The following is a 20,701-nucleotide window of genomic DNA, read 5'->3' as shown; positions in this document are numbered from 1 at the left end:
TGGTCCTGCCTTATCCCGATAGCGGCGGTTCATCCGAGTCGTTTTTTTGCGCGTTCAGCAGATTGTCCCGGACCCGCTGGATATGGAATTTCAAGGCATGAAGATCGGCCTGATAGGTGGCGGGCACGCGCAAATTTTCAACGCTTTTATCCAGTGCAGATAGGCGTTTCAAGGCATCGTCTCGATCCATGGCTGGCGTCTTGCCCGGGCTTTGTTTGAGGGTGGGATCAGAACAGGCGTGCTCGATCTCATGCAAAAGGCGATAGGGACGGCTGATTTTTGCCCGAATGCGCCAGCCATAAAGGGGCGGGAAAATGCGCAATAAAGGGATCAGCAGGGTTAAAAGCGGCAGGGCCATCACCAGCCAGCGATCAAGCAGGGTCGCTGCCCAGAAAGGCAGCACTCTTTGCAAAAAAGATGGTCCGCGCCGGTGAAAGCGGGCGGCGTCCTCATTCAGGGGCAAAGACAGCTTATGGGCCGATGGGAATTGCCCGGCGTCTTCAAAAAGCCCGGCCTGATCATGTAAGGATTGGGCGGTCATCAGCAGCAGATCGATCAACGCCGGGTGTAGATCGGCGGTGGTGACCAGCATGGCTGTGGTGGCGATCAGGGCGGTATCCTGTTGGGGGATATTGCGGGCCAGATCCAGCGTGCCCTGGGGTAATTCCAGCGCATCGATATAGGGCAGTCTTCGGGCATAAGCATGGCTGCGCGGCAGGCTGAAAAGCGATAATCCGGGCTGGGCCACCAAAGCCTTGATGCTGGGGCTATGGGCGCTGCCAACCGTGAACACCCCATCGATCTGCCCCAGAACAAGGGCGGCCAGGGCATCATCGCCGCTGAGTTGATCGGGGGCCTTTTGCTCGGCTCCCGTCTCGAAAGGCAGATCATTCAAGGCATAAAGGGTTTCGGCCAAAGCCCGGCTGCCCGAGCCCAAGGGGCCTTTGGCAATGCGCAAGGCGGCCAGATCGCGAAAATCGGTGATCTGCACATCATCGCGCAAAAACAGCCAGGCCGGTTCATAATAAAGGCTGGCCAGCGCTTCGATGGCAGCGGGGCTATCGCCATCCCCATCGCTGTTCCTATTGCTGGCGGCCACAAGCATTTGCGGGGAAATCCCGGCTTGGGCAAAGGCGATCATCGCTTCCCTTTCATTCAGCCGAAGACGATTGAGATTGTCCACCGATCCTGATGTTTTGATGATCTCGGCTGCGATTCCATGGGCGGCCAAAGCGGTTTGATAGCGCTGGGCGATCTGGAAATATGTGCCGCTTTGCGGCCCGGCCAGAATGATCAGCCGATCGGGTGGCGCGGGTTTGACAAACTGATGGGCGGCGATAAAGGCGATGATCACCATGATCAGGGCAGGCACAGCAAGCTTCAGCCCCTCTCCCTCGGGCCAAAGGGCGGTGAGGCGCCGGGGCCATCCTCCTTGTTTCTCTGCCTTCGGGCTGTCTTTATCGGCCTGCTTCATGATAGGACCTGTTTGCGGTCGCGCTGATGGGGTCAGGGTCAGGATATAGGAAGATGAAAGGCTTTGCCTCCCTTGTCACGGGCTCTTTCTCATTTTAAAAGCGGCCTTTGGGGCGCGCCTTAAAAAAACCGGAAAATTTGGAAAAAACCTAAAAGCCCAAAGACGTTTGTAAAAGACGCCTGAATGAGAGGATGAGCCGGATGGCAATCATGTCGGATCGCTGGATCAGAGAAAAAAGCCTGAACGAAGCGATGATCGAACCCTTTGAAGATCGTCAGAAGCGGGCCGGAACAATTTCTTATGGGCTCAGTTCCTATGGCTATGATGCGCGTGTGGCCAATGAATTCAAGATTTTCACCAATGTCGATAATGCCCTTGTGGACCCCAAGGAATTTTCCCCGAAAAGCTTTGTGGATCGCACTGTGGATGTGTGCATCATTCCGCCCAATTCCTTTGCTTTGGCGCGGACGGTGGAATATTTCCGGGTGCCCAAAGATGTTCTGGTGATCTGTTTGGGTAAATCGACCTATGCGCGCTGCGGGATCATTGTCAATGTCACCCCGCTGGAACCGGGCTGGGAAGGCCATGTGACTTTGGAATTTTCCAATACAACGCCCCTGCCCGCCAAGATCTATGCCAATGAAGGGGCCTGCCAGTTCCTGTTTTTACAAGGCAATGAACCGTGCGAAATCAGCTATGCCGATCGGGCGGGAAAATATATGGGCCAGCGCGGCGTGACGCTGCCAAAGCTTTAGAGCCGCCCCAATCTGGTGAACGAGCCTCAAAAAGGATGATGATCATTTCATGGATAAGCTGATAATCCGGGGCGGGCGGGCCCTTTCGGGAACGGTTCGGGTCTCGGGTGCCAAAAATGCCGCCTTGCCCCTGATGGCCGCCTGTTTGCTGATCGATGAACCCTTGCGTTTATCCAATCTGCCGCGTTTGGCCGATATTGCCACCATGGGCGATCTGCTCAATCATCATGGCGCGTCTATCACCCTTGAAGGCGCGGTGGGGGCTGAAGCGCTGGATGGTCAGCCATCCGGGCGGAGCCTGTTACTGACCGCCCGGCGGATCGCCGATAGCACAGCACCTTATGATATCGTGCGCAAGATGCGCGCCTCGATTCTGGTGCTTGGCCCCATTCTCGCTCGCGAAGGCCAGGCCCGGGTCTCATTGCCCGGGGGCTGTGCCATTGGCACCCGGCCCATCGATCTGCATCTGAAGGGGCTGAAGGCTTTGGGGGCGGATGTCGATCTCAGCGCGGGGTACGTCACCGCCCGGGCGCCGAAGGGCGGCCTTATCGGCAATCGCGTGGTGTTTCCCAAAGTTTCGGTGGGAGCCACGGAGAATCTGATGATGGCGGCGTGTTTGGCGCGCGGGGAAACGCTTTTGGAAAATGCCGCGCGCGAGCCCGAAGTGGTGGATCTGGGCCGGTGCCTGCAGGCCATGGGGGCACGGATCGAGGGTTTGGGAACGGACCGCATCGAAATTGCGGGGCAAACCACCCTCAATGGCGCGGATCATCTGTGTATGGCGGATCGGATCGAAGCCGGTTCCTATGCCGTGGCGGCGGCGATCACCGGGGGTGATGTGATGCTCGCCGGGGCTGATCCTGCGGCGATGGAAGCGGTGATCACCATGCTTCGTGAAGCCGGGGTGGGGATCGAGGTCAAAGCCGATGGCCTGCGGGTGTTCCGTGATGGGCCTTTGCAGCCGATCACCCTTGTTACCCAGCCTTATCCCGGCTTTCCTACCGATATGCAGGCGCAGATGATGGCCTTGATGTGTGTGGCATCGGGGGCTTCGGTGATTACCGAGGCGATTTTTGAAAATCGCTTCATGCATGTGCAGGAACTGGCGCGGATGGGGGCTGATATTACCGCCAATGGTGCCACGGCCACCGTGCGCGGCGTTGAACGGCTGACCGGTGCGCCGGTGATGGCCACCGATCTGCGGGCCAGCATGGGTCTGGCGCTGGCCGGTCTGGCGGCCAAAGGGGTGACCGAAGTGCATCGGCTTTATCATCTTGATCGCGGCTATGAGCGTATAGAAGAAAAACTTCTGGCTCTGGGCGCGGATGTGGAGCGCGTAGCGGCTTGAGATTTGTGAATTTATTGCCCAAAGTTGTGACATGACTGAAAAATTGAAATTGATGGCGCATAGCCCCGAAGATCTCGGCATCATCTCGGCGGCTTTACAAGATAGCGTGCTGCGGGTGGGGGATATGGCCTGGCTGCCGGGCCAGCATCGCTTTGCCGCAGTGGCGAATCGCTATCGCTGGGAAAAAATCGCCGGGCGGGGACAAAAGGCCCGCAAATCCGGTCGTGGCCAGCGGGTGCGGGCGGGTTTGCATTTCGATGGCATTTTGAAGGTGCAGGTGAAAAACATTGCGCTCGATCAGCCCGATCAGGTGATTGCGCTTTTGGCCATCGAGCTTGAGCCCGGTGCCGATGGTTCGGCGGTGATCAATCTGATTTTCGCGGGCGGTGCCCATATTCGGTTGGAAGCGGAATGTGTGGATGCTGTTTTGAGCGACCTGTCCGATGATTGGCCGGCGCTCAGGGTGCCCGATCATAATCTATCATGAGCGTGGCTTTGGCGCGGCGTTTCATTCACAATTTAGAACCGACCAATCTCAATCGATGTGGAGACTGCAATGGCCCATATTGGCCTCGATCAACCGGCTAGCCCGAAGCCCGGCCTTGTGATGGCCCTGCCGAAAGGCCGCATCCTGAAGGAAGTGATGCCGCTGGTGCGGGCGGCCGGGATCGAGCCGGAAGCAGCCTTTGATGATGATGATAGCCGCAAGCTGCAATTTGACACCAATATCGAAGGGCTGAGCATCATTCGCGTCCGCGCGTTCGATGTGGCGACATTCGTGGCATTTGGGGCGGCGCATCTGGGGGTGGCGGGCAATGATGTTTTGATGGAATTTGATTATCCCGAAATCTATGCCCCCCTTGATCTCGATATCGGCCATTGTCGCCTGTCTTTGGCCGAGCCGGACGATATGGCTCGTGATGATGATATGGCCGGTTGGTCGCATATCCGGGTGGCGACCAAATATCCCGGCATCACCCGGCGCTATTTTGCCGCCCGTGGGGTGCAGGCGGAATGTGTGAAGCTGAATGGTGCGATGGAACTGGCCCCGGTTCTGGGCCTGTGTCCCCGGATCGTCGATCTGGTGTCTACTGGCTCCACCCTGCGCGCCAATGGCCTGCGCGAAGTGGCGGTGCTGACCGAGATCACATCGCGATTGATCGTTAATCGGGCGGCTTTCAAAACCCGGCCCGATGTGATGAGCGGCTGGATCACCCGCTTCCGTCAAAGTCTGGAGGGTCGTGATGCCGCTTGAACTCGATCTGCAGCAAGCGGATTTCGCCACCGCCTTTGAAGCCTTTCTGGCCCATGGCCGCGATCAGGAACACTCCGTGCGGGGGGTGGTCGAGGCGATTCTGGCGGATGTGGCGGCCCATGGCGATGCCGCTGTGATCGACTATACCCAGCGCTTTGATCGCATGACTCTTACGCCGGAAACCATGCGCTTTGGGGCCGATGAAATCGCCGCCGCACGGGCGGCTTGTGATAGAGAAACCTTAGCCGCTTTAGAAATGGCGGCAGCGCGCATCCGGGCCTTTCATGAAATCCAAAAGCCCAAAGATCATCATCATCGCGATGCCGAGGGGGTGGAGCTTGGCTATCGCTGGACGGCGATCGAGGCGGCGGGGCTTTATGTGCCCGGCGGGCGGGCCAGCTATCCTTCATCGGTTTTGATGAATGCGATCCCCGCCAAGGTGGCCGGGGTGGATCGGCTGGTGATGGTGGTGCCCAGCCCCGATGGGCTGATCAATCCATTGGTTCTGGCGGCGGCGGCTTTGGCCGGGGTGGATGAAATCTATCGCATCGGCGGGGCGCAGGCGGTGGCGGCTCTGGCCTATGGCACGGCGGTGATTGCCCCTGTCGATAAGATCGTCGGCCCCGGCAATGCCTATGTTGCTGAAGCCAAGCGGCAGGTTTTTGGCCGGGTGGGGATCGATACCATCGCCGGGCCATCGGAAATTCTGGTGGTGGCCGATGGGGCGAATGATCCCGCCTTTATCGCTGCTGATCTTTTGAGCCAGGCCGAACATGACAGTGCCGCCCAATCCATTCTGATCACCGATGACAAAGCCTTTGCCGATGCGGTGAAGGCGGCCATCGCGGGGCATCTGGAAACCCTGCCCCGGGCAGCCATCGCCAGCCAAAGCTGGGCCGATCATGGGGCGGTGATCGTGGTGGGCGATCTGATGGCGGATGCCCCCGCTTTGGTCAATCGTCTCGCACCTGAGCATCTGGAACTGGCGGTGGACGATCCCCATGGGATGGCCGGTAAAATCCGCCATGCCGGGGCGATTTTTCTGGGCCGCTATACCCCCGAAGCCATTGGCGATTATGTGGCTGGCCCCAATCATGTTTTGCCCACTTCGCGGGCGGCGCGTTTTTCCAGCGGCTTGTCGGTGCTTGATTTCATGAAGCGCACCACTCTTGTGGGCTGCGATCCCCAAAGCCTTGCCCGGATCGGCCCGGCGGCGGCGCTTTTGGCCCGGGCCGAAGGGCTGGGTGCCCATGAACGATCAGTGCTTATCCGCTTGGAAACCAAGGCGGAAAACCCGGCATGAAGAATGAGGATGGCATGGGCTTTGAGGATGGCGATCCCTTATGCAGGCTGATCGATGTGGCTTTGGATGAAGCCAGCATCGTGCGCTGGAATGCCGATATCGATCATGAACGCCGGGTGGCGATCTTTGATCTTTTGCAGCAAAATTATTTCGATCCGGTTCTGCCCATGCCCGGCGGCTATGAAGGGCCCTACAGGCTTTTGCTGCGTTTGGAGGAAGGCCGGCTTTTATTCGAACTTTCCGATCAGGATGATCATTTTCTGGAAGCCTTTCGCTTGCCGCTCACCCCTTTCCGCCGGGTGATCAAGGACTATTTCGCCGTTTGCGATTCCTATTTTCAGGCCATCAAAACAGCCAGCCCCGGCCAGATCGAAGCCATTGATATGGGGCGGCGGGGGCTGCACAATGATGGCTCGGCCCTTTTGGCCGAACGCCTGAAGGATAAAGTGCTGGTGGACCAAAACACGGCCCGGCGTCTGTTTACGCTCATCTGTGTTCTGCATATCCGAGGATGACAGATGATCGCATCCCCCGCTGATCCGGCACCGCCCCCGCGCCATATCCTGTTCATCTGCAATCGCAATGCCGTGCGCTCGCCCATGGCGCAGGCTTTGGCCGAACGCCATGGCCGCCATCGGATCAGGGTGTCTTCGGCGGGGCTGGATGCGGGCACGCTCGATCCTTTTGCGGTGGCGGTGATGGATGAGGCGGGCTTTGACATCAGCGGCCATCAGCCCCACAGCCTGTTGCCATCGGGCCATCTGGAAAGTTTGGGGGAACATGATGTTCCCGATCTGATCATCAGCCTCACCCCGGAAGCCCATCACCGCACCCTGGGGATGATTGGCAATCGCGCCTGCCTGACCGAATATTGGCCGACCATCGATCCCACTTTGTGCGAAGGCAATCGGGAACAAAGGCTGGATGCCTATCGCGCGGTGCGGGATAAATTGGCGGCCCGGATCAAGGCGCGCTTTGAAATATCCGGCCCCGGGCATCTATAAAAGACCCCTAAAGGCGATCTGGAACCCATCAGCGCAGGTGTTTTCGGGCTGCGGATGTTCGAGACGCTTGCATTTAGCGTCAGTCTCAATCATTTATGGCACGCAATCCCTTATTTTAATGAAAAGAAGTTCGAGCAGTTCATGGTGAAAGAAGAAACACTTGAAATGCGCGGCACGGTCATGGAGCTCCTTCCCAATGCCATGTTCCGCGTAAAACTTGAAAACGGGCATGAAGTGCTCGGTCATACCGCTGGTAAAATGCGCAAAAACCGCATCCGTGTGCTGGCGGGTGATGATGTTCTGGTTGAATTGACGCCTTATGATCTGACCAAGGGTCGTATTACCTATCGTTTTAAATAGGGCGATTGGTTTGGCCGACCAGCAAAAAACGGTTGGATCGCCCGGCTCCCATGGGGGTGAGGGGCGCCCGCGTCTGGTGCTGGCCTCGGCCTCTCCGCGGCGGCTTCAATTGCTGGCCCAGATCGGGGTGATCCCGGATCTGGTGGTGCCCGCCGATCTTGATGAAACCCCCCATCCCGCTGAAAAGCCCCGCCTTTATGCCCGGCGGATGGCTTATGAAAAAGCGTTGAAGATCGCATCGCTCCATCCCGATGATTGGGTTCTGGGGGCCGATAGCGTGGTATCGGTTGGCCGCCGGATCCTGCCAAAAGCCCTTGATGCGGCCACGGCAGCGCAGTGCCTTGCCCTTCTTTCGGGCCGCCGCCACCGGGTGAGAACCGGTGTGGCGCTGTTGGGCCCCGATGGGAAAGTGCGCATTCGGGTGGTTGAAACGGTGGTGGCTTTTAAGTCATTATCCCGTGAAGAATGCCAGGCCTATCTCGCCAGCAAAGATTGGCATGGCAAAGCCGGTGGCTATGGCATTCAGGGGCTGGCGGCGGCTTTTGTGCGGCATCTTTCGGGTTCCTACAGCAATGTGGTGGGCCTGCCGCTCTATGAGCTGGCCCAGATGCTGCAAGGCCAAGGGGTGAAGGTGATGAAAGGCTGGACATCCGATCATGGCTGATCTGCTCATCGAAGCCAGTGCGGGTGAGATTCGCACAGCGCTGGTGGATGAAACCGGCCCCCTTGAGATCGGCTTTCATCGTGGCCGTGATCTTCATCGTGAAGCGATTGTTCTGGCCCGGGTCAGCGCCCTTGCCCCTGATATCAATAGTGCCTTTGTGGAATTGGAAGGCGGCGTCGAGGGGGGGGCATCCTGCCCGCTTTCGGGGCTTTTACCCTGCCATTATGCCCCTTTCGAGCCGGGCAGCGCGCGGCCTAAACGCATTGGCGATGCCGTGCATGTGGGGCAGAAATTCTGTGTTGAATTGGTGATGGCCCCCAACGAAGAGAGCAAAAGCTGGGTGGTGCGGGCCGATTATGCGCGCAAGGGCCGTTATTTGACCCTCACCCCGTTCAGGCCCGGTCTGCGTTTTGATGATGGTTTTGATCTTGAGGGCAAAAACCGTCTGGGGGATGCCCTGACGCCGATTTTGAAGGAAAGCGGAGTTGCGGTCCATGCTCCGGCGCGGGGCATTGGTGATGATGTGCTGATGGCCGAAGCCGCGCGCCTTTTAGGGCAGATTCGGGCGATCCGAACAGCCGGGGGCGGGGCGCGGCAGATTCTGGCCGCCGCTTCAGCCTTGAAAAACAGCCTGCGCGATGCGCCCCCCGATCTTGGCAGGATATATCTTTCGGATCGCGATCTGTTGGCGCAGGCCCAATCCTGTCTGAAGCAGTGGCCGGATCTTTTGCCTTTGCTCGATGTGCCGAAAACGGAGATGGGATTATTTGCCGATCATGGGGTGGAGGAAGCCCTCGATGCCCTGATCGATGGCCATATCACCTTGCCATCGGGGGGGATGATCAGCATCGATGAAACGCGGGCGGCCACAGTGATCGATGTGGATTCGGCCAAAGCCACGGTGGGTCAATCGGGGGGCCAATCGGGAGCAGGGAGTGGCCGGGCCTGGGGCCGGGCGGCTTTCGATGTGAATTGCGAAGCGGCGCGGGCTATTGCCCGGCTCTTGCGCTTTGGCAGAATCGGCGGGCTTGTGGTGATCGATTTCATCGATATGCAGAAAAAAGATCATAAGGATGCGCTGATCGCGGCTTTCGATGCCGCTTTGGCCGATGATCCTTTGCCCGTGCGCTTATCGGGGATCAACGCGCATGGGATTCTCACCCTCACCCGCAAGCGCCTGGGCCCTTCGGTGCGCGAAATGCTGCTTCAGGCGCCCGGGCCGCGCTTAAGCCTTTATAGCCTTGCCCATGATCTGTTGCGCCGGGCGGAGCGCACGGCGATCATGGATCCGCGTCCGGGGACTTTGGTCCTGTCTCTGTCTCCGGCCCTGGGCCAATTGTTCGAGGGGCCCGATTGGCTGGCCCGGCTGTCTGAAAGAACCGGCCGGGTGATTGATCTGCGGATGGATGAAAGCGTTCCATCCGATCAGCCCCTTTGTCATATAGGCTAGAGTGACCGCAAGCGAGAGGACAGAACGGATCATGACCGCATCAAAGGCCCCCAAAAAGGGGCGCTGCCCCATCTGCAAGACGATTTGTTCGGGCGAACACAAGCCCTTTTGTTCGGATCGCTGCGCCAAAATCGATTTGTCGCGCTGGTTTGGCGAACATTATGTTGTGGCGGGCGTTACCCCCATAAACGGCTTTGATGACGAGGATGGACTTTTTCCATCAACAGCCTCTGGACAGGGGCGATCCGATTGCCTATAAGCGGCCACCAGAAACGCTTTTCGGCTGTGTTTGCGGGGGCTTTGCCTTCATCAACGGTTCGGCGGTTTTTCTCGAGGTTTGTGCCCAGGTAGCTCAGTTGGTAGAGCATGCGACTGAAAATCGCAGTGTCGGTGGTTCGATTCCGCCCCTGGGCACCACTTCTTTTTTGATCCCTTATATTTCAATGTCTTAGGCGGTGGTTTTGTCCCACCGGGTGCCATCACCACGGAAAGTGGGACAGTTTTGTCCTAGTTCCGTTCTCCCGTAATTCGTTTTAATGCGCTTTCGGCCCGGGTTTTCTGGCTGGCGGCACGGGTGTATCTGGTGACCTCTTTCGATGTGCGGTGCCCGGTGATCGCCATGATTTCGAACTCGGTGCAGCCCTGTTCCGCCAGACGTGCGGCGGCGGCTTTGCGCAGGCCGTGGACAGAGCATTGGGGAAGTTCGGCCTCGTTACACCATTTTCGGAATCGATTGCCAAAACCGTTCGATGTGAAGGGGCGATTGAACGCCGTGACCATGAACGTCAGATCGCCCGTGCCATGGGTGCGATCAATGATTCTTTGCAACTCGGGGACAATCGGGATTTCCTGTCGGACCGGATGGCGGTTCCGGTTTTTGTGCTGGGTGAAGATCAGCCAACCGTCGCGGACATGCTGTTTGCCCATTTGCACGAGATCTGACCGCCGTTGCCCCGTGTAAAGCGCGAGGGCGAGCGCTAGCCGCGCCATAGTCCCCACTGGGTGCTTCTCTTCATATTTCTCGATTTCGTCCAAGCTCCAAGAATGGAAGCCGTCGGGGTTTTTGCTGGCGAGATATTCAACGTCCGACGCTGGATTTCGGTCATGCAGATCATAACGGACTGCAAATGTATAAAGCTGGCGGAGGGCTTTCACCATCCCATTGGCCGCTGCGGCGCGGTCCATCATCTCGTCACGGAGCTTGCGAATATGTTTGGGCTGCAGGAGGGCGAAAGGTTTCTCACCGTCGCTTTTGTGTTCGCAAAACCTTTCGAGGATGCTGCGTCGGACTTTCTGGGTACGTGGATCCAACTCCCGAAACATGGCGGACTTGAAATACTCGATGCAAAGCGCCCGCACCGACCCTGGCACGATATGCCCCAGCTTCTTGGATGGTTGGAGATTGGGCCGTGATTCCCCAGCGAGGGCTGTCTGGTAAGCGGCGAGAAAATCCTGCGAGCCAACAGGTCCCGGCAACCGGATTTTCTTACCATTGCGCCTGAAATAGAGGCGTACATTGCCGTGGCGGTCTATATCTTCCACCACATATTTTAATCGGATTTTCATGGGAGCCCCGGGCATGATTACTCGTCCCAGGGATTGTTCTCTAAATCGCCATCGGAAGGCAAGGCTTCGAAAAATTGATCGAGGGCACGCACATCCCATACTTTCCGGCCATCGATCCGTTTTGCCTTTGGCATGCGACCATCCGTGACCATCTGGTCGAATTTGTTCGGCGATACGCCGACATATCCCGCCGACAGGATGCGCGAGAGCCCCCGCCGGGTGGGTGGCGAGACTGCTGGAATCTGGACTTTGTGCGATGAAATAGCCATGTCACGATCCCTCATCGTGCGTGCTTGATGGTCGAGAAGCTTGGCTTCGAACTTAAGGCGGCTTGATCCGGTGCACTGGTGAACAATGTTGCCATTAGATCAGTCCCTCTTGTTTGGCTAGCCAGTCGGGTACGATCAACGGCACAGGGCGTGGCCAGTGGACTGCATCAGGGATGTGACCAATTTGCGAGGTCGGGAGCCAATGTTTTGTGCCTGCCTCCATCTCAATCTCAATGGCGGATCCAGATGGGTCTTCTGATAGAAGGCGGCACCAAATGGTTACGCTATCGTCTTTCATGCCGTGCCGCCGGATAGGATCAACCACAGACGCTCTGCGATGCCCAGCCACCAAGGGCTGCTAAGGGCGACAACGGTGCCGCCCAGGCAGGCTGCCTCAAACTGGCTTAACGGCCTGGACTTGGTTAGAGGAGGGCGTTGAACGGGAATAATGACCCGTGGACGGGAATAGATGCGGCTGACATTAGACATATGCGTTTGCTCCTATCCTTAAATGAGTGCTGGCGGGCCTCGGGGGAGAGGGGGATGAGGCCCGCCAGACGATGTGCACAAGGATGGTTCTGACTGTGGGGTTGCCCACAAAACCGCCAAACGAGAAAAGCGGAGATCCGTCACGCCGGGGGATGCCTATGGGACCGGCTTCATTGTGCGACGGGCCATCAATGGAGCTAAAATCGCACATTGTCAAGAATAATTGTGCGAAAATAGATCATTCGAGGTTGAAGTATGTCGAGAGCATCATCTGGCCCGAAGTCCCAGCGCTTGCCGAGTGTTGCGGGGTGGTGGGCAGTGTTTATTACCTTACAGGCGTCCGCACCAGGTCGGGCGAGAAGAGCATTACCTGCTAGGCGGTCCATGCCATGTGATTGTGAAATCAGAGGCGGCAAACAATCCGGACCATCGCCTTGTCGTTCGGGTTATACTTCGGTCGCGCTCTCTCGAACACTTCTGGCGTTATGACCAGTCCGGATATTTTGGTAACCTGAAACAGGCGCCAGTCTTTTCCGCTTCCTCCGGATCGTTACCTATGACAATGTCGATACCATCGGGCATCTGTATCGTTCACGCCGTCAGTTTGAGTTCGATATCAATTATTCAGTTGAAACCAAACGGAAAGGCACCGAACTACTGATCGCCTCGAAAGGCTTGCGTCTACCCTCCCAAGTTCGGGAAAGGCAAGTCAATCAGCCACAGTATCGGGCTGCCTGACTTAGTTATACCGTTTCACCAGCCCTTTCGTACGTCAGGCGCTTGCCCGCGAAACCGAAAAGGGTGCGCTTCGCCCGTTCGGCATCGTCAACACCGGTTGCAATCCGATTTTTATAACGGAATTCAAACCCCGCTGCATAGCGGTGCAGATCGAATGGCATATGAACCATTTGGATATCGAAATCGATATTCTTGCCCCCTATAGGGTGATTGCTACCCGCTATGACCATCTGACCGGCGAAGACGAAGAAGTGGAGCTTGGGAGTGATTTCACTCAATTAGCGATTTGGGTGGCTGACCTTGGAAGAGATCGCTCAGCATTGCGGGCTGCAGTGAACTGATGCCGTCGGCTGTAGAGCCGCATGATGCGGAAGAAATTCGGGCAGATCAGCGGATCATTCGCCGTATCAATCCAAAACAGCATGTAGTTTGGGATAAAAATAAGGACTGCTCGAGGGTATCTTCCAAGGCATTCAAACCATCCTCTGGCCCGAAGGGAGGAATGTCGGTTGATATTGAGGCGCAGATCATCGAGGACGGGCACAATCCCCAAAAATATGTGACAACCCCTGTGTTCACGGGTTCAGTTGCTTTTTGCGCTGGCGAAGCGCGGGCATTGGGATTGTGGGTTGGGTATGACCCACTTCCCGACAATCCTTATCATGGAGAGGTGTGGAACAGTGATCGTGATCGCCCCAACCGGTTCAGGCGTGGCCAAGAGAGAGGGCTGCATAATGCTGCGACCTGGTACGTGCGGCTTGAAGGCATTGAGATTAGATAATTTCATTATCTTCGTTGGCTTGCAGCCTTAGAGCAGGGATGCGCGCCAGATCACCCGCCCGATGATGCGGAAGTCTTCACTGCCGATGCGGATCGGCTTGTGCCGAGGGTTGGAACTGAGCGGTTCCAAGCGCGCAGGGTCCTCCCGGTATTTTTTGAAGGTGGTTTCTGAACTGCCATTCATAACGGCGTAGATGCGACCAGTGATCAGGTCGGTGTCATCGGGGTCCACGGCAATGTAGCCGCCATCTTCCACCACCATGTCCATGCTATCGCCTGCGACGCGCAGGCCAAAAGTGTTGGGCCCACCTACATCACAATACATGTGTCCTTGCGGATCCTCCAGCGCCTCACGCCAGTTCCCTGCCGCGATGGCACCTGCGATGGGGATGCGCCGTATTGGCGATGGGTCCGAGGCCTGACCCTGGCTTATCAGCCCGAGTTTCTTTACGAATTCATCGGCTTCTTCCGCCAGTACCCTGCGCCGCCCGTTCAGGATCTTGGTGATGGTGTAGCGAGGCAGGCCCACCATATCGCCAATCTGTTGATCGGTCAGATTCTGGTCCCGCTTTGCTGCGCGTATCTGCTTGATAATATCCATACCCTAATGTGCGAAATTCGCTGTTTTTGATCGAGAACTAAAATCGCACATTTTTGCTTGCGTTGAATGGTCTAAAATGGCACATATTGGAGCCATGGCAGATATTGAGCACATAATCATGACCTTGGGCGGGGTGCGCAAAACCGCACGCGCCTGCGATGTGGCCCCGTCTACCGTGCAACACTGGAAGACGTCCCGGCGGGTTCCCCGTTGGCACCGCGAGCGGCTTTTGACGGCCTATGAAGCGCGGCTGGCCTTGGATGAGCAAAGTGCATCAGATGGTGCTGCTCCGTCATCTTCTAAAAATAATCCGATTATGAGGAGGGTGGGGGAATGACCGATTTGAGTGTGACAGCCCGTGCCCTGAAGCTTGCCACTCGTGATCTTTATCGTGCGTTGGGTGGACAGGAAGTGGCCGCAGACTTTGCCGGCCGCTCGCAAAGCCGATTGTCCCATTATTGCAATACCACCAATCCCGCCATGGCCGCGGAATTCATCCCCGCCGACATTCTGGTTCGGCTGGAGCCCCTTACGGGCATCCCATATGTGACGCGGCTGTTGGCCCATGCTTCGGGCTATGCGCTGGTGCCGCTGGGTGTGGCATCGAAAGAGGACAGGCCCTGGGCCGGGCGGCTTGCGGATCTGATTCGTGAAGCCGGCGACGTGGCGGCGCATTTGGCAGATTCGCTGGCCGAAGATGGACGTGTCTCTGCTGCCGATGTTGTGCGCCGGGACCTGCACGGGGAGGTGCGTGAAGCCATTCAGGTGCTGGTGGATCTGAACGCGGCCTTGGGGCGTCTCGACAGCGGCTGAGCGCCGCACCGATTTCTTTTTGGATGATCATTGTTTGCGGGATGCCGTTTCCCGCCACGGAGGAATTATGACCGGACACCATGGAAATGAGGATATGTACCGCGAATCCCAACCTGCGTTGAGGCAGGTCCAGTATTCCGCTCTATGCTCGATAACCAGTTTTGAGGATTGGGTCCGATCTGCCGACCCCGGCGATCGCATTGTTTATTGCGTGGGCCCATGGCTGCCGTCCGGTGCTGAGGCAGCATTGGCGCGCAAGCTTTTGCGCGGCGGTGTGGTTGAACTGGCGCAAAGGCGCAATCGCTTTGGTGGCTTTGACTATCTGGCCATCAAGCGCCGCCACATCACGAGGAAAGCATCATGACACGATCATTTCTGCTGCCGCGCGCGCGGATGCGCAAGCGCAATGCGGCGCTGCTGATTTTTGGCGTGAACCTGTGGCTTTGGGCGGTGATCGGGCTTTGCCTGTGAGCCAGAGAAAGGAGACGGTGATGAAAATACCTGAACGCCTGCGGACTTTCTGCTTGAGACGCATTAATCGCTTTTTGGTGGGCCGCCCACGTCCGGATTTAGTGATTGGGCAGGGCGTGATCGGGCAGGGTGAGACTTATCTGGAGCGCTGGTACATGATCCCGCGCAACCCTTTGTTCAATATTTATTTGCACAGATTTCACCGGTCTGATGATGATCGCGCATTGCACGATCACCCTTGGATATCGTGTTCGTTGATCGTTTTGGGCAGCTATATCGAACACCGGATCGCGGCCGGGGGCGTTCATCATCGCGACAGGATATGTGCAGGCGATCTGGTATTTCGCCGCGCCAAATTGGCGCACCGGATCGAGATTCCCAAAAATGAAGGACCAGTGTGGACGGTGTTTTTCACCGGCCCTCATGTTCGTGCATGGGGATTTCACTGCCCGCAGGGCTGGCGGCATTGGCGAGATTTCACAGACCCCAAGAATCCGGGTTCGACAGGCCCCGGCTGCGGTGATTCATAGAGTGCGCATGGTGCATGGATCGGGTGTTTTGTTGCCTGATGGGCCCTTTGGGTGCATTTATGCTGACCCACCCTGGTCGTTTAGAACCTATAGCGGTGGGGAGAGCACGCCTCACCGGTCCGCCCATGACCATTATCGGACCATGGATGCGCCCAGTCTTGCAGCGATCCCGGTGGAGCGTAGCGCAGCCAAGGACTGCGCGCTTTTCATGTGGATCGTATCGTCACATCTGGATCAGGCGATCACTTTGGGGAGAGTCTGGGGCTTTGATTTCAAGACGATTGCTTTTTGCTGGGTTAAAACGCGCGCGGCAGCGGAGGCGCAGGGGTTTCTCTCTCTTGACGCGATGATGCCACCGGTTACCCGCATGGGAATGGGGTATTGGACCCGGCAGGAGATGGAGCTGTGCCTGCTGTTTACGCGAGGGGCTCCCCGGCGAAAATCAGGGGGCGTCCGTCAGGTTATTTTTGAGCCGCGGCGGCAGCACAGCCGCAAGCCGGACGGGGTGCGTGATCGCATTCAGACGCTGGTGGATGGTCCTTATCTGGAGATGTTCGCACGTCAGTCCGCACCGGGCTGGCAAGTCTGGGGAAATGAAACCGACAAATTTTCAGTCTCTGGCGTGATGCCGGGGGTGGTTTTATGAGCAGGCCCCAGAGAAGCGATCATCGTCGCCATGATCTATTCGATCGGGCCAGGCAAGTGTCGGTGATGGATGTGGATGGGGTGGCGGGCCTGCGCCGGTCCGGTGCAGGGCGTATGGCCGGGCCGTGCCCATTATGTGGTGGGTCCGCTCGATCGGGTCGGTTTACGGTGCACTTGTCGCGTAATGTCTGGGCTTGTTTTGCCTGCCCACCGCCACCGGGAAAGCGCGTGGCAGGCGGCGGTCCGGTGGATCTGGAAATGGCCCTGCGGGGAGGATCACCGCGAGATGCCGCGCAGCGATTGGTCGGGGATTTAGAGGCGCAGGCGATCCCGCGTGCGCCTGCGCGAAATTCCGTTCATCGCCTGCCACCGGCACCGCGTTCCCGTTCTACTTTTCCCATTGCCGCCATGATCTGGCGCGATGCCCGGCCAGCGCGCAACAGCTTGGTAGAGCGTTGGTTGAAATCGCGCGATCTCGACCCTGCAGCTCTGCCCGGCGGATTGGATGCTTTGCGATATCACCCTGCCTGCCCGGCCCTTTGGGCGGGCGGGCAGGTGCGTCTGATCGCCCCTGCCATGGTGGTAGGCATGGCAAAGATGGTGGCTCTGGGCCATGGCCAAATTGCATGGCGGCTGGCAGCCATTCATGTGACCTATTTGGCCGCCGATGGTGCGGATAAGGCTGATTTGCGCGATCCCGACACCGGGGATCCTTTGCCATCGCGCCGAATCTACGGGCACCCCATAGGGGCAGTTGCGCCGCTCGGGCCTCCGGCACTTTTGTCCGATGCTCGGATGGGGCCATTGCTGGTGGGTGAGGGGCTTGAGAGCACATGGGCGGTGGCACAGATGCTGATGGAACAGCACGGCCCTATGCGGGTCGCGGCGGTTTTATCCCTGGCCAATTTTCAAGGGGGTTGGTTGCGGGATCGAGACGGTTGCTTTGACCCCCATGCGCCGATTTCCGACCCGGCCTCGCCGCCCTGGCTTTTGCCCGATCCCGGCGATGTGATTGTGGCAATTGATGCCGATATGGCCCCTGTGCGGATTTTTGCGCGTGGGCCGATGCGCCGGCGCACAGAGACGATGCTGGATGCGGGTGGGCGGGCCGCTTTGTGTGCCAGCCTTGCCCGTCAGGCATGGCGCCGGGTGGGGGCAAGATCGGTGCGTGTGGTACGCCCTAGAATGGGCGCGGATTTCAATGATCAGATCAGGGAGAAGGCATGATGGGTGCGGACAATGCAAAGGCACCGGACCTGATTCGACGTTATCTGGAGCGGTTGGAAAATATTGCTAAGGCCCGCGAGGCTATCAATGCGGATGCCAGAGAACTGGACGCGGAGATAAAGGCCATGGGCTTTGATCCGAAGGTATTGAGGGCAGTTTTGAAACGCATGCTGGCTGATCCGCAAGTGTTGGAAGAGTCGGAAGCGCTGCTTGCGGTTTATGCCGCAGCCGCGGGGCAGGCTCCGCCCCCGGATGCCGAAACGGCGGCGGATCGTGTGTCTGCGTTGGCGGCCGCGGCGCTGGATTTGCACAGCAGGGCACAAAGGGAGGGAGCGATGCTGGCCTTGAAGAAAAGCCGGGCATGGCGGGAACAGGCGCTTGCCCAAGCCGCCGCTGATGCCGGGGCGGGGTCACCAGATATCCTTAGGCGGAGTGTGCATTGATGAGCGAGCCGTCACAAGACATGATGATTGAGGCAGAGGGCGTGGACCCCTTGCAATTGGCCTATTGTGATATGAGTGACCTGGGCAATTCCCAGCGCTTGGTTGCACGCGGTCAGGGTAGGCTGATGTTTAGCCCATCGATCGGCTGGCTGGCTTTCAACGGGCATTGCTGGTCGGCAGAGGAAGGCGAGATGCTGGCACATCGGCTAGCCCATGAAACAGCACAAGGGATACGTATTGAAGCGCAGGCTTTGGTAGAGCACGCCAAGCGGCTGGCGTCAGATGGAAAAGCTGAAGCCTCGGCCATGGCACGGGAGAGGGCGGATGATCTGTTTGGTTGGGCCGTCCAAGCGGGTAATGCCGGACGCACGGTGGCGATGCTGGCCCAAGGCAAGCATTATATGCGGGTTGCGCCTGATCAACTGGATCGGGACCGCATGGCGATCACCTTATCGAATGGAACGCTGAAGATACGGGACTGTGCATCGCGCGGTGTGGACTTTCATTTGAAAAACCACGATCCCGCCGATGCCATAACCCGCGAGGCCGCAGTGGCCTATGATCCATCAGCCCAATGCCCCGGTTGGCGGGCGCATATTGCCCGATGCCTGCCGAACTTGGAGATGTCAGACTTTTTCCAAAAGATGATCGGCTATGCTTTTTCCGGCCATGTTTCAGAGCAGTGTTTTTTCATGCTGCAAGGCCCTGGGCAAGACGGGAAATCGACGACTATGAACATCATCAGACGGGTCATGGGCGGCTATGCGGCGGTGGCGGACGTGAAAACGTTTCTTGATCTGGGGCAGCGCTCTGGAGCCGATGCCTCGCCCGATCTGGCGCGGCTATCGGGCGATGTACGGCTGGTGAGCTGTTCGGAGCCACCACGAGGCGCAAAGCTTAACGAGGCTTTGTTGAAAGGCATTACGGGTGGAGCACCGATCACCGCACGGCATTTGAACCGAGATCCCTTTGAATATTCGCCGCGCTTCAAGATTGTGATGGAGGTAAATGACCGTCCCCGCGTGATGGGCGGTGACGACGGGGTATGGCGGCGCATCGTGCCCATCCCTTTCACCCGCAAGATCCCGGACAATGAGATTGACCGCACACTGGAAGATCGGCTCGTGGAAACCGAGGGACCGGGCATTTTGAACTGGGCGCTTGAGGGGCTGGCTATGTGGATGGCCGAGGGGTTGGTCCGCCCTGAACCGGTGCGGGAGGCGGTGGCCGATTACCGAGCGGCCAGCAACCCTTTTTCCGAATGGTTTTACGACAGGTGCGAGCGCGATGAACGGGCCGAGGAAAGCGCTGCTGACCTCTATCGAGATTATCAGACATGGTGCGAGGCAGGTAATTATGAGCCCATCTCCAACACTGCATTTGGTCGGGCGCTGGGTGACCGACAGGTGATCCGACGCAAGGGCGCTGGGGGACGTATTTTTCGCCGGGGCGTAAGGTTGAAGTCCCATGATTACGATCCTACGGCAGGCTCGTCTGCGCCGTCACCAGATAAACCGCCAATGCAGGGAAGCATGCTGGGAGACGACTATGACCCTTATGCTATGTGATGATTTGGCATGTGCACCTAGAGCGTGTCGGACAGTTGCGGACAGTTCGGACAGTTGGGCGCATTGCAGATCGAGAAAGACGCGGGGGCGGGGGTGGATATTCCTGTTTTTCTCTCCTTTAACTGTCCGAACCATCCGAAACCGTCCGTAGCAAACAACATTCCAAAACAAAAACATAAGGACAGTTCGGACAGTTCGGACAGTTTTTTCACGGTGGTGCTTGTGTGCGTGCGCGCATGTGCGTGACAGGATAACTATCCAACTATCCTATGATGAATTTACCCGAAATATTGAAACAAATGGGAGTTGCATAATGGCACGGCGCAAGACGGGAAGGACCAAGGAGTTGACGGGTCTGGGTGCGACGCCAGAACGGGTGGCACGGGGCGGCATCGTTGATACCGTGATGATTGAGGATGGGTGGCGCAAGCCGGTGCGGGTGCATCGAAACCTGATGGCTTGGCCAGTGGATCGGCTGCGGAACCGAAAAATGCTGACTGAACGCCAGCATGAGGCCGCGACTTGGTATCGCGAACAATATGAACGGGCGGGTCTTACACAGCGGGTGGTGGCCTCTATGAATGTCCCGGTGGACGGCGGTAGGCGCGGCACTGAACCGACCGAGGCGCAATGGGCGGCGCGGCGGAAATGGTTGGCGGCTCGGGAGGTTTTGCCTCGGCCGATCCGTGCTCCCTTTGAAGCCATGGTGATTGATGCCGATGACGCGTCTAGCGTTGGTGCCAATGAGGGGTATATGGGCGCGAGGGCCGCAACGGCGGCGCTCGTATTGCTCCGCGCCGGGTGCGATATCGTTGCGGACTATCTGAGGATTTCGAAAAACGTCAGCCAATGAAAGTCTTGTAAGTGATTGATATTTATGTAGGTATTTCGGAAACGTTCATAACCCCGCTTGACTTATGAGAGCGGTCGATATTACAAATGAACTAT

27 protein-coding genes and 1 tRNA gene are annotated in these 20,701 nt (G+C 57.9%); 23 read left to right on the top strand and 5 right to left on the bottom strand.

Translation table 11 applies throughout. From position 1 onward, the window contains the following. Positions 1–10: 10 nt before the first annotated feature. On the bottom strand, positions 11–1,474 hold the full coding sequence (locus AQ1_RS05860; RefSeq protein ID WP_052371033.1) for a TAXI family TRAP transporter solute-binding subunit: 1,464 nt from the start codon (positions 1,472–1,474) through the stop codon (positions 11–13). Positions 1,475–1,674: 200 nt separating this feature from the next. On the opposite strand from AQ1_RS05860, the gene dcd reads away from it, so the two are divergent. From dcd to AQ1_RS05805, 12 genes are all read left to right on the top strand, one after another. Continuing rightward, positions 1,675–2,229 carry a dCTP deaminase gene (gene dcd / locus AQ1_RS05855; protein ID WP_042085317.1) on the top strand — a complete coding sequence of 185 codons (555 nt, stop codon included), beginning with the start codon at positions 1,675–1,677 and terminating at the stop codon, positions 2,227–2,229. Between the two features lie 49 nt (positions 2,230–2,278). Continuing rightward, on the top strand, positions 2,279–3,577 hold the full coding sequence (murA, locus tag AQ1_RS05850; RefSeq protein WP_042085239.1) for a UDP-N-acetylglucosamine 1-carboxyvinyltransferase: 1,299 nt from the start codon (positions 2,279–2,281) through the stop codon (positions 3,575–3,577). 31 nt (positions 3,578–3,608) lie between these two features. After that, entirely contained in the window at positions 3,609–4,064 is a 456-nt protein-coding gene (locus AQ1_RS05845; RefSeq protein WP_042085236.1) for a DUF2948 family protein, read from the top strand. Between the two features lie 69 nt (positions 4,065–4,133). After that, positions 4,134–4,832 (top strand): ATP phosphoribosyltransferase, encoded by a 699-nt coding sequence (hisG, locus tag AQ1_RS05840; protein ID WP_042085234.1) that lies wholly within the window; start codon positions 4,134–4,136, stop codon positions 4,830–4,832. Beyond that, the gene (gene hisD / locus AQ1_RS05835) at positions 4,822–6,135 is read left to right on the top strand and encodes a histidinol dehydrogenase (protein WP_042085231.1); all 1,314 of its coding nucleotides are present in this window, start codon (positions 4,822–4,824) and stop codon (positions 6,133–6,135) included. The genes hisG and hisD overlap by 11 nt, the downstream gene beginning before the upstream one ends. Further along, positions 6,132–6,650 (top strand): UPF0262 family protein, encoded by a 519-nt coding sequence (locus AQ1_RS05830; protein ID WP_281299800.1) that lies wholly within the window; start codon positions 6,132–6,134, stop codon positions 6,648–6,650. The genes hisD and AQ1_RS05830 overlap by 4 nt, the downstream gene beginning before the upstream one ends. Before the next feature lie 3 nt (positions 6,651–6,653). Beyond that, on the top strand, positions 6,654–7,139 hold the full coding sequence (locus tag AQ1_RS05825; protein ID WP_042085228.1) for an arsenate reductase/protein-tyrosine-phosphatase family protein: 486 nt from the start codon (positions 6,654–6,656) through the stop codon (positions 7,137–7,139). Positions 7,140–7,280: 141 nt separating this feature from the next. Beyond that, on the top strand, positions 7,281–7,499 hold the full coding sequence (infA, locus tag AQ1_RS05820) for a translation initiation factor IF-1 (protein ID WP_042085225.1): 219 nt from the start codon (positions 7,281–7,283) through the stop codon (positions 7,497–7,499). Positions 7,500–7,509: 10 nt separating this feature from the next. Beyond that, positions 7,510–8,163: a Maf family protein gene (locus AQ1_RS05815; RefSeq protein WP_081837112.1), complete on the top strand. Its 654-nt coding sequence runs from the start codon at positions 7,510–7,512 to the stop codon at positions 8,161–8,163. Beyond that, positions 8,156–9,613 (top strand): ribonuclease E/G, encoded by a 1,458-nt coding sequence (locus AQ1_RS05810; RefSeq protein ID WP_042085222.1) that lies wholly within the window; start codon positions 8,156–8,158, stop codon positions 9,611–9,613. Before AQ1_RS05815 ends, AQ1_RS05810 begins: the two co-directional genes overlap by 8 nt. Before the next feature lie 31 nt (positions 9,614–9,644). Next, positions 9,645–9,872, top strand: coding sequence for a DNA gyrase inhibitor YacG (locus AQ1_RS14845; RefSeq protein WP_081837118.1), 228 nt, complete (start codon positions 9,645–9,647; stop codon positions 9,870–9,872). A gap of 82 nt (positions 9,873–9,954) precedes the next feature. Next, a tRNA-Phe gene (locus tag AQ1_RS05805) sits at positions 9,955–10,030 on the top strand. Positions 10,031–10,120: 90 nt separating this feature from the next. Here the strand turns inward: AQ1_RS05805 and AQ1_RS05800 are convergent. From AQ1_RS05800 to AQ1_RS15280, 3 genes are all read right to left on the bottom strand, one after another. Continuing rightward, positions 10,121–11,179, bottom strand: coding sequence for a tyrosine-type recombinase/integrase (locus tag AQ1_RS05800; protein ID WP_313980649.1), 1,059 nt, complete (start codon positions 11,177–11,179; stop codon positions 10,121–10,123). A gap of 17 nt (positions 11,180–11,196) precedes the next feature. Continuing rightward, positions 11,197–11,448, bottom strand: a complete 252-nt coding sequence (locus tag AQ1_RS05795; protein ID WP_042085218.1) for a hypothetical protein — start codon at positions 11,446–11,448, stop codon at positions 11,197–11,199. A gap of 1,232 nt (positions 11,449–12,680) precedes the next feature. Continuing rightward, entirely contained in the window at positions 12,681–12,836 is a 156-nt protein-coding gene (locus AQ1_RS15280; protein WP_161760446.1) for a hypothetical protein, read from the bottom strand. Here AQ1_RS15280 and AQ1_RS05785 point away from each other — a divergent pair, their 5' ends adjacent. Both AQ1_RS05785 and AQ1_RS05780 read left to right on the top strand, forming a co-directional pair. Next, positions 12,837–13,016: a hypothetical protein gene (locus AQ1_RS05785; RefSeq protein WP_042085214.1), complete on the top strand. Its 180-nt coding sequence runs from the start codon at positions 12,837–12,839 to the stop codon at positions 13,014–13,016. It abuts the gene before it with no gap. Continuing rightward, on the top strand, positions 13,016–13,456 hold the full coding sequence (locus AQ1_RS05780; RefSeq protein ID WP_042085211.1) for a hypothetical protein: 441 nt from the start codon (positions 13,016–13,018) through the stop codon (positions 13,454–13,456). Before AQ1_RS05785 ends, AQ1_RS05780 begins: the two co-directional genes overlap by 1 nt. Before the next feature lie 27 nt (positions 13,457–13,483). On the opposite strand, the gene AQ1_RS14440 is transcribed toward AQ1_RS05780, so the two are convergent. Then, complete coding sequence (locus tag AQ1_RS14440; protein ID WP_052371031.1) at positions 13,484–14,056, bottom strand: LexA family protein; 573 nt, start codon at positions 14,054–14,056, stop codon at positions 13,484–13,486. A 76-nt stretch (positions 14,057–14,132) separates the two neighbouring features. Here AQ1_RS14440 and AQ1_RS15095 point away from each other — a divergent pair, with 76 nt between their 5' ends. The 9 genes from AQ1_RS15095 (at position 14,133) to AQ1_RS05740 (ending at position 20,606) form a co-directional block, all read left to right on the top strand. Continuing rightward, positions 14,133–14,393, top strand: a complete 261-nt coding sequence (locus AQ1_RS15095) for a carph-isopro domain-containing protein (protein WP_150007062.1) — start codon at positions 14,133–14,135, stop codon at positions 14,391–14,393. Next, positions 14,390–14,869 carry a phage regulatory CII family protein gene (locus AQ1_RS05770; protein WP_042085208.1) on the top strand — a complete coding sequence of 160 codons (480 nt, stop codon included), beginning with the start codon at positions 14,390–14,392 and terminating at the stop codon, positions 14,867–14,869. Before AQ1_RS15095 ends, AQ1_RS05770 begins: the two co-directional genes overlap by 4 nt. Positions 14,870–14,936: 67 nt before the next feature. Next, entirely contained in the window at positions 14,937–15,233 is a 297-nt protein-coding gene (locus tag AQ1_RS15090) for a hypothetical protein (RefSeq protein WP_152550393.1), read from the top strand. A gap of 127 nt (positions 15,234–15,360) precedes the next feature. Continuing rightward, a complete protein-coding gene (locus AQ1_RS05765) occupies positions 15,361–15,870 on the top strand; it encodes a hypothetical protein (RefSeq protein ID WP_052371029.1) in 510 nt (169 codons plus the stop codon). A 7-nt stretch (positions 15,871–15,877) separates the two neighbouring features. Next, on the top strand, positions 15,878–16,516 hold the full coding sequence (locus AQ1_RS05760) for an MT-A70 family methyltransferase (RefSeq protein WP_042085207.1): 639 nt from the start codon (positions 15,878–15,880) through the stop codon (positions 16,514–16,516). Further along, the gene (locus AQ1_RS05755) at positions 16,513–17,742 is read left to right on the top strand and encodes a DUF7146 domain-containing protein (RefSeq protein ID WP_042085204.1); all 1,230 of its coding nucleotides are present in this window, start codon (positions 16,513–16,515) and stop codon (positions 17,740–17,742) included. Before AQ1_RS05760 ends, AQ1_RS05755 begins: the two co-directional genes overlap by 4 nt. Then, complete coding sequence (locus tag AQ1_RS14435; protein WP_052371027.1) at positions 17,739–18,185, top strand: GapR family DNA-binding domain-containing protein; 447 nt, start codon at positions 17,739–17,741, stop codon at positions 18,183–18,185. The genes AQ1_RS05755 and AQ1_RS14435 overlap by 4 nt, the downstream gene beginning before the upstream one ends. Further along, positions 18,185–19,753, top strand: coding sequence for a DNA primase family protein (locus AQ1_RS05745; protein ID WP_081837111.1), 1,569 nt, complete (start codon positions 18,185–18,187; stop codon positions 19,751–19,753). Before AQ1_RS14435 ends, AQ1_RS05745 begins: the two co-directional genes overlap by 1 nt. Positions 19,754–20,066: 313 nt before the next feature. Further along, a complete protein-coding gene (locus AQ1_RS05740; RefSeq protein ID WP_042085200.1) occupies positions 20,067–20,606 on the top strand; it encodes a hypothetical protein in 540 nt (179 codons plus the stop codon). The last annotated feature ends 95 nt before the right edge of the window (positions 20,607–20,701 follow it).

It is taken from the genome of Iodidimonas nitroreducens, from assembly GCA_000710935.1.
In the GTDB taxonomy this organism is placed as follows: domain Bacteria; phylum Pseudomonadota; class Alphaproteobacteria; order Sphingomonadales; family Rhodothalassiaceae; genus Iodidimonas; species Iodidimonas nitroreducens.
This window is presented reverse-complemented; position numbering and strand designations above follow the sequence as displayed.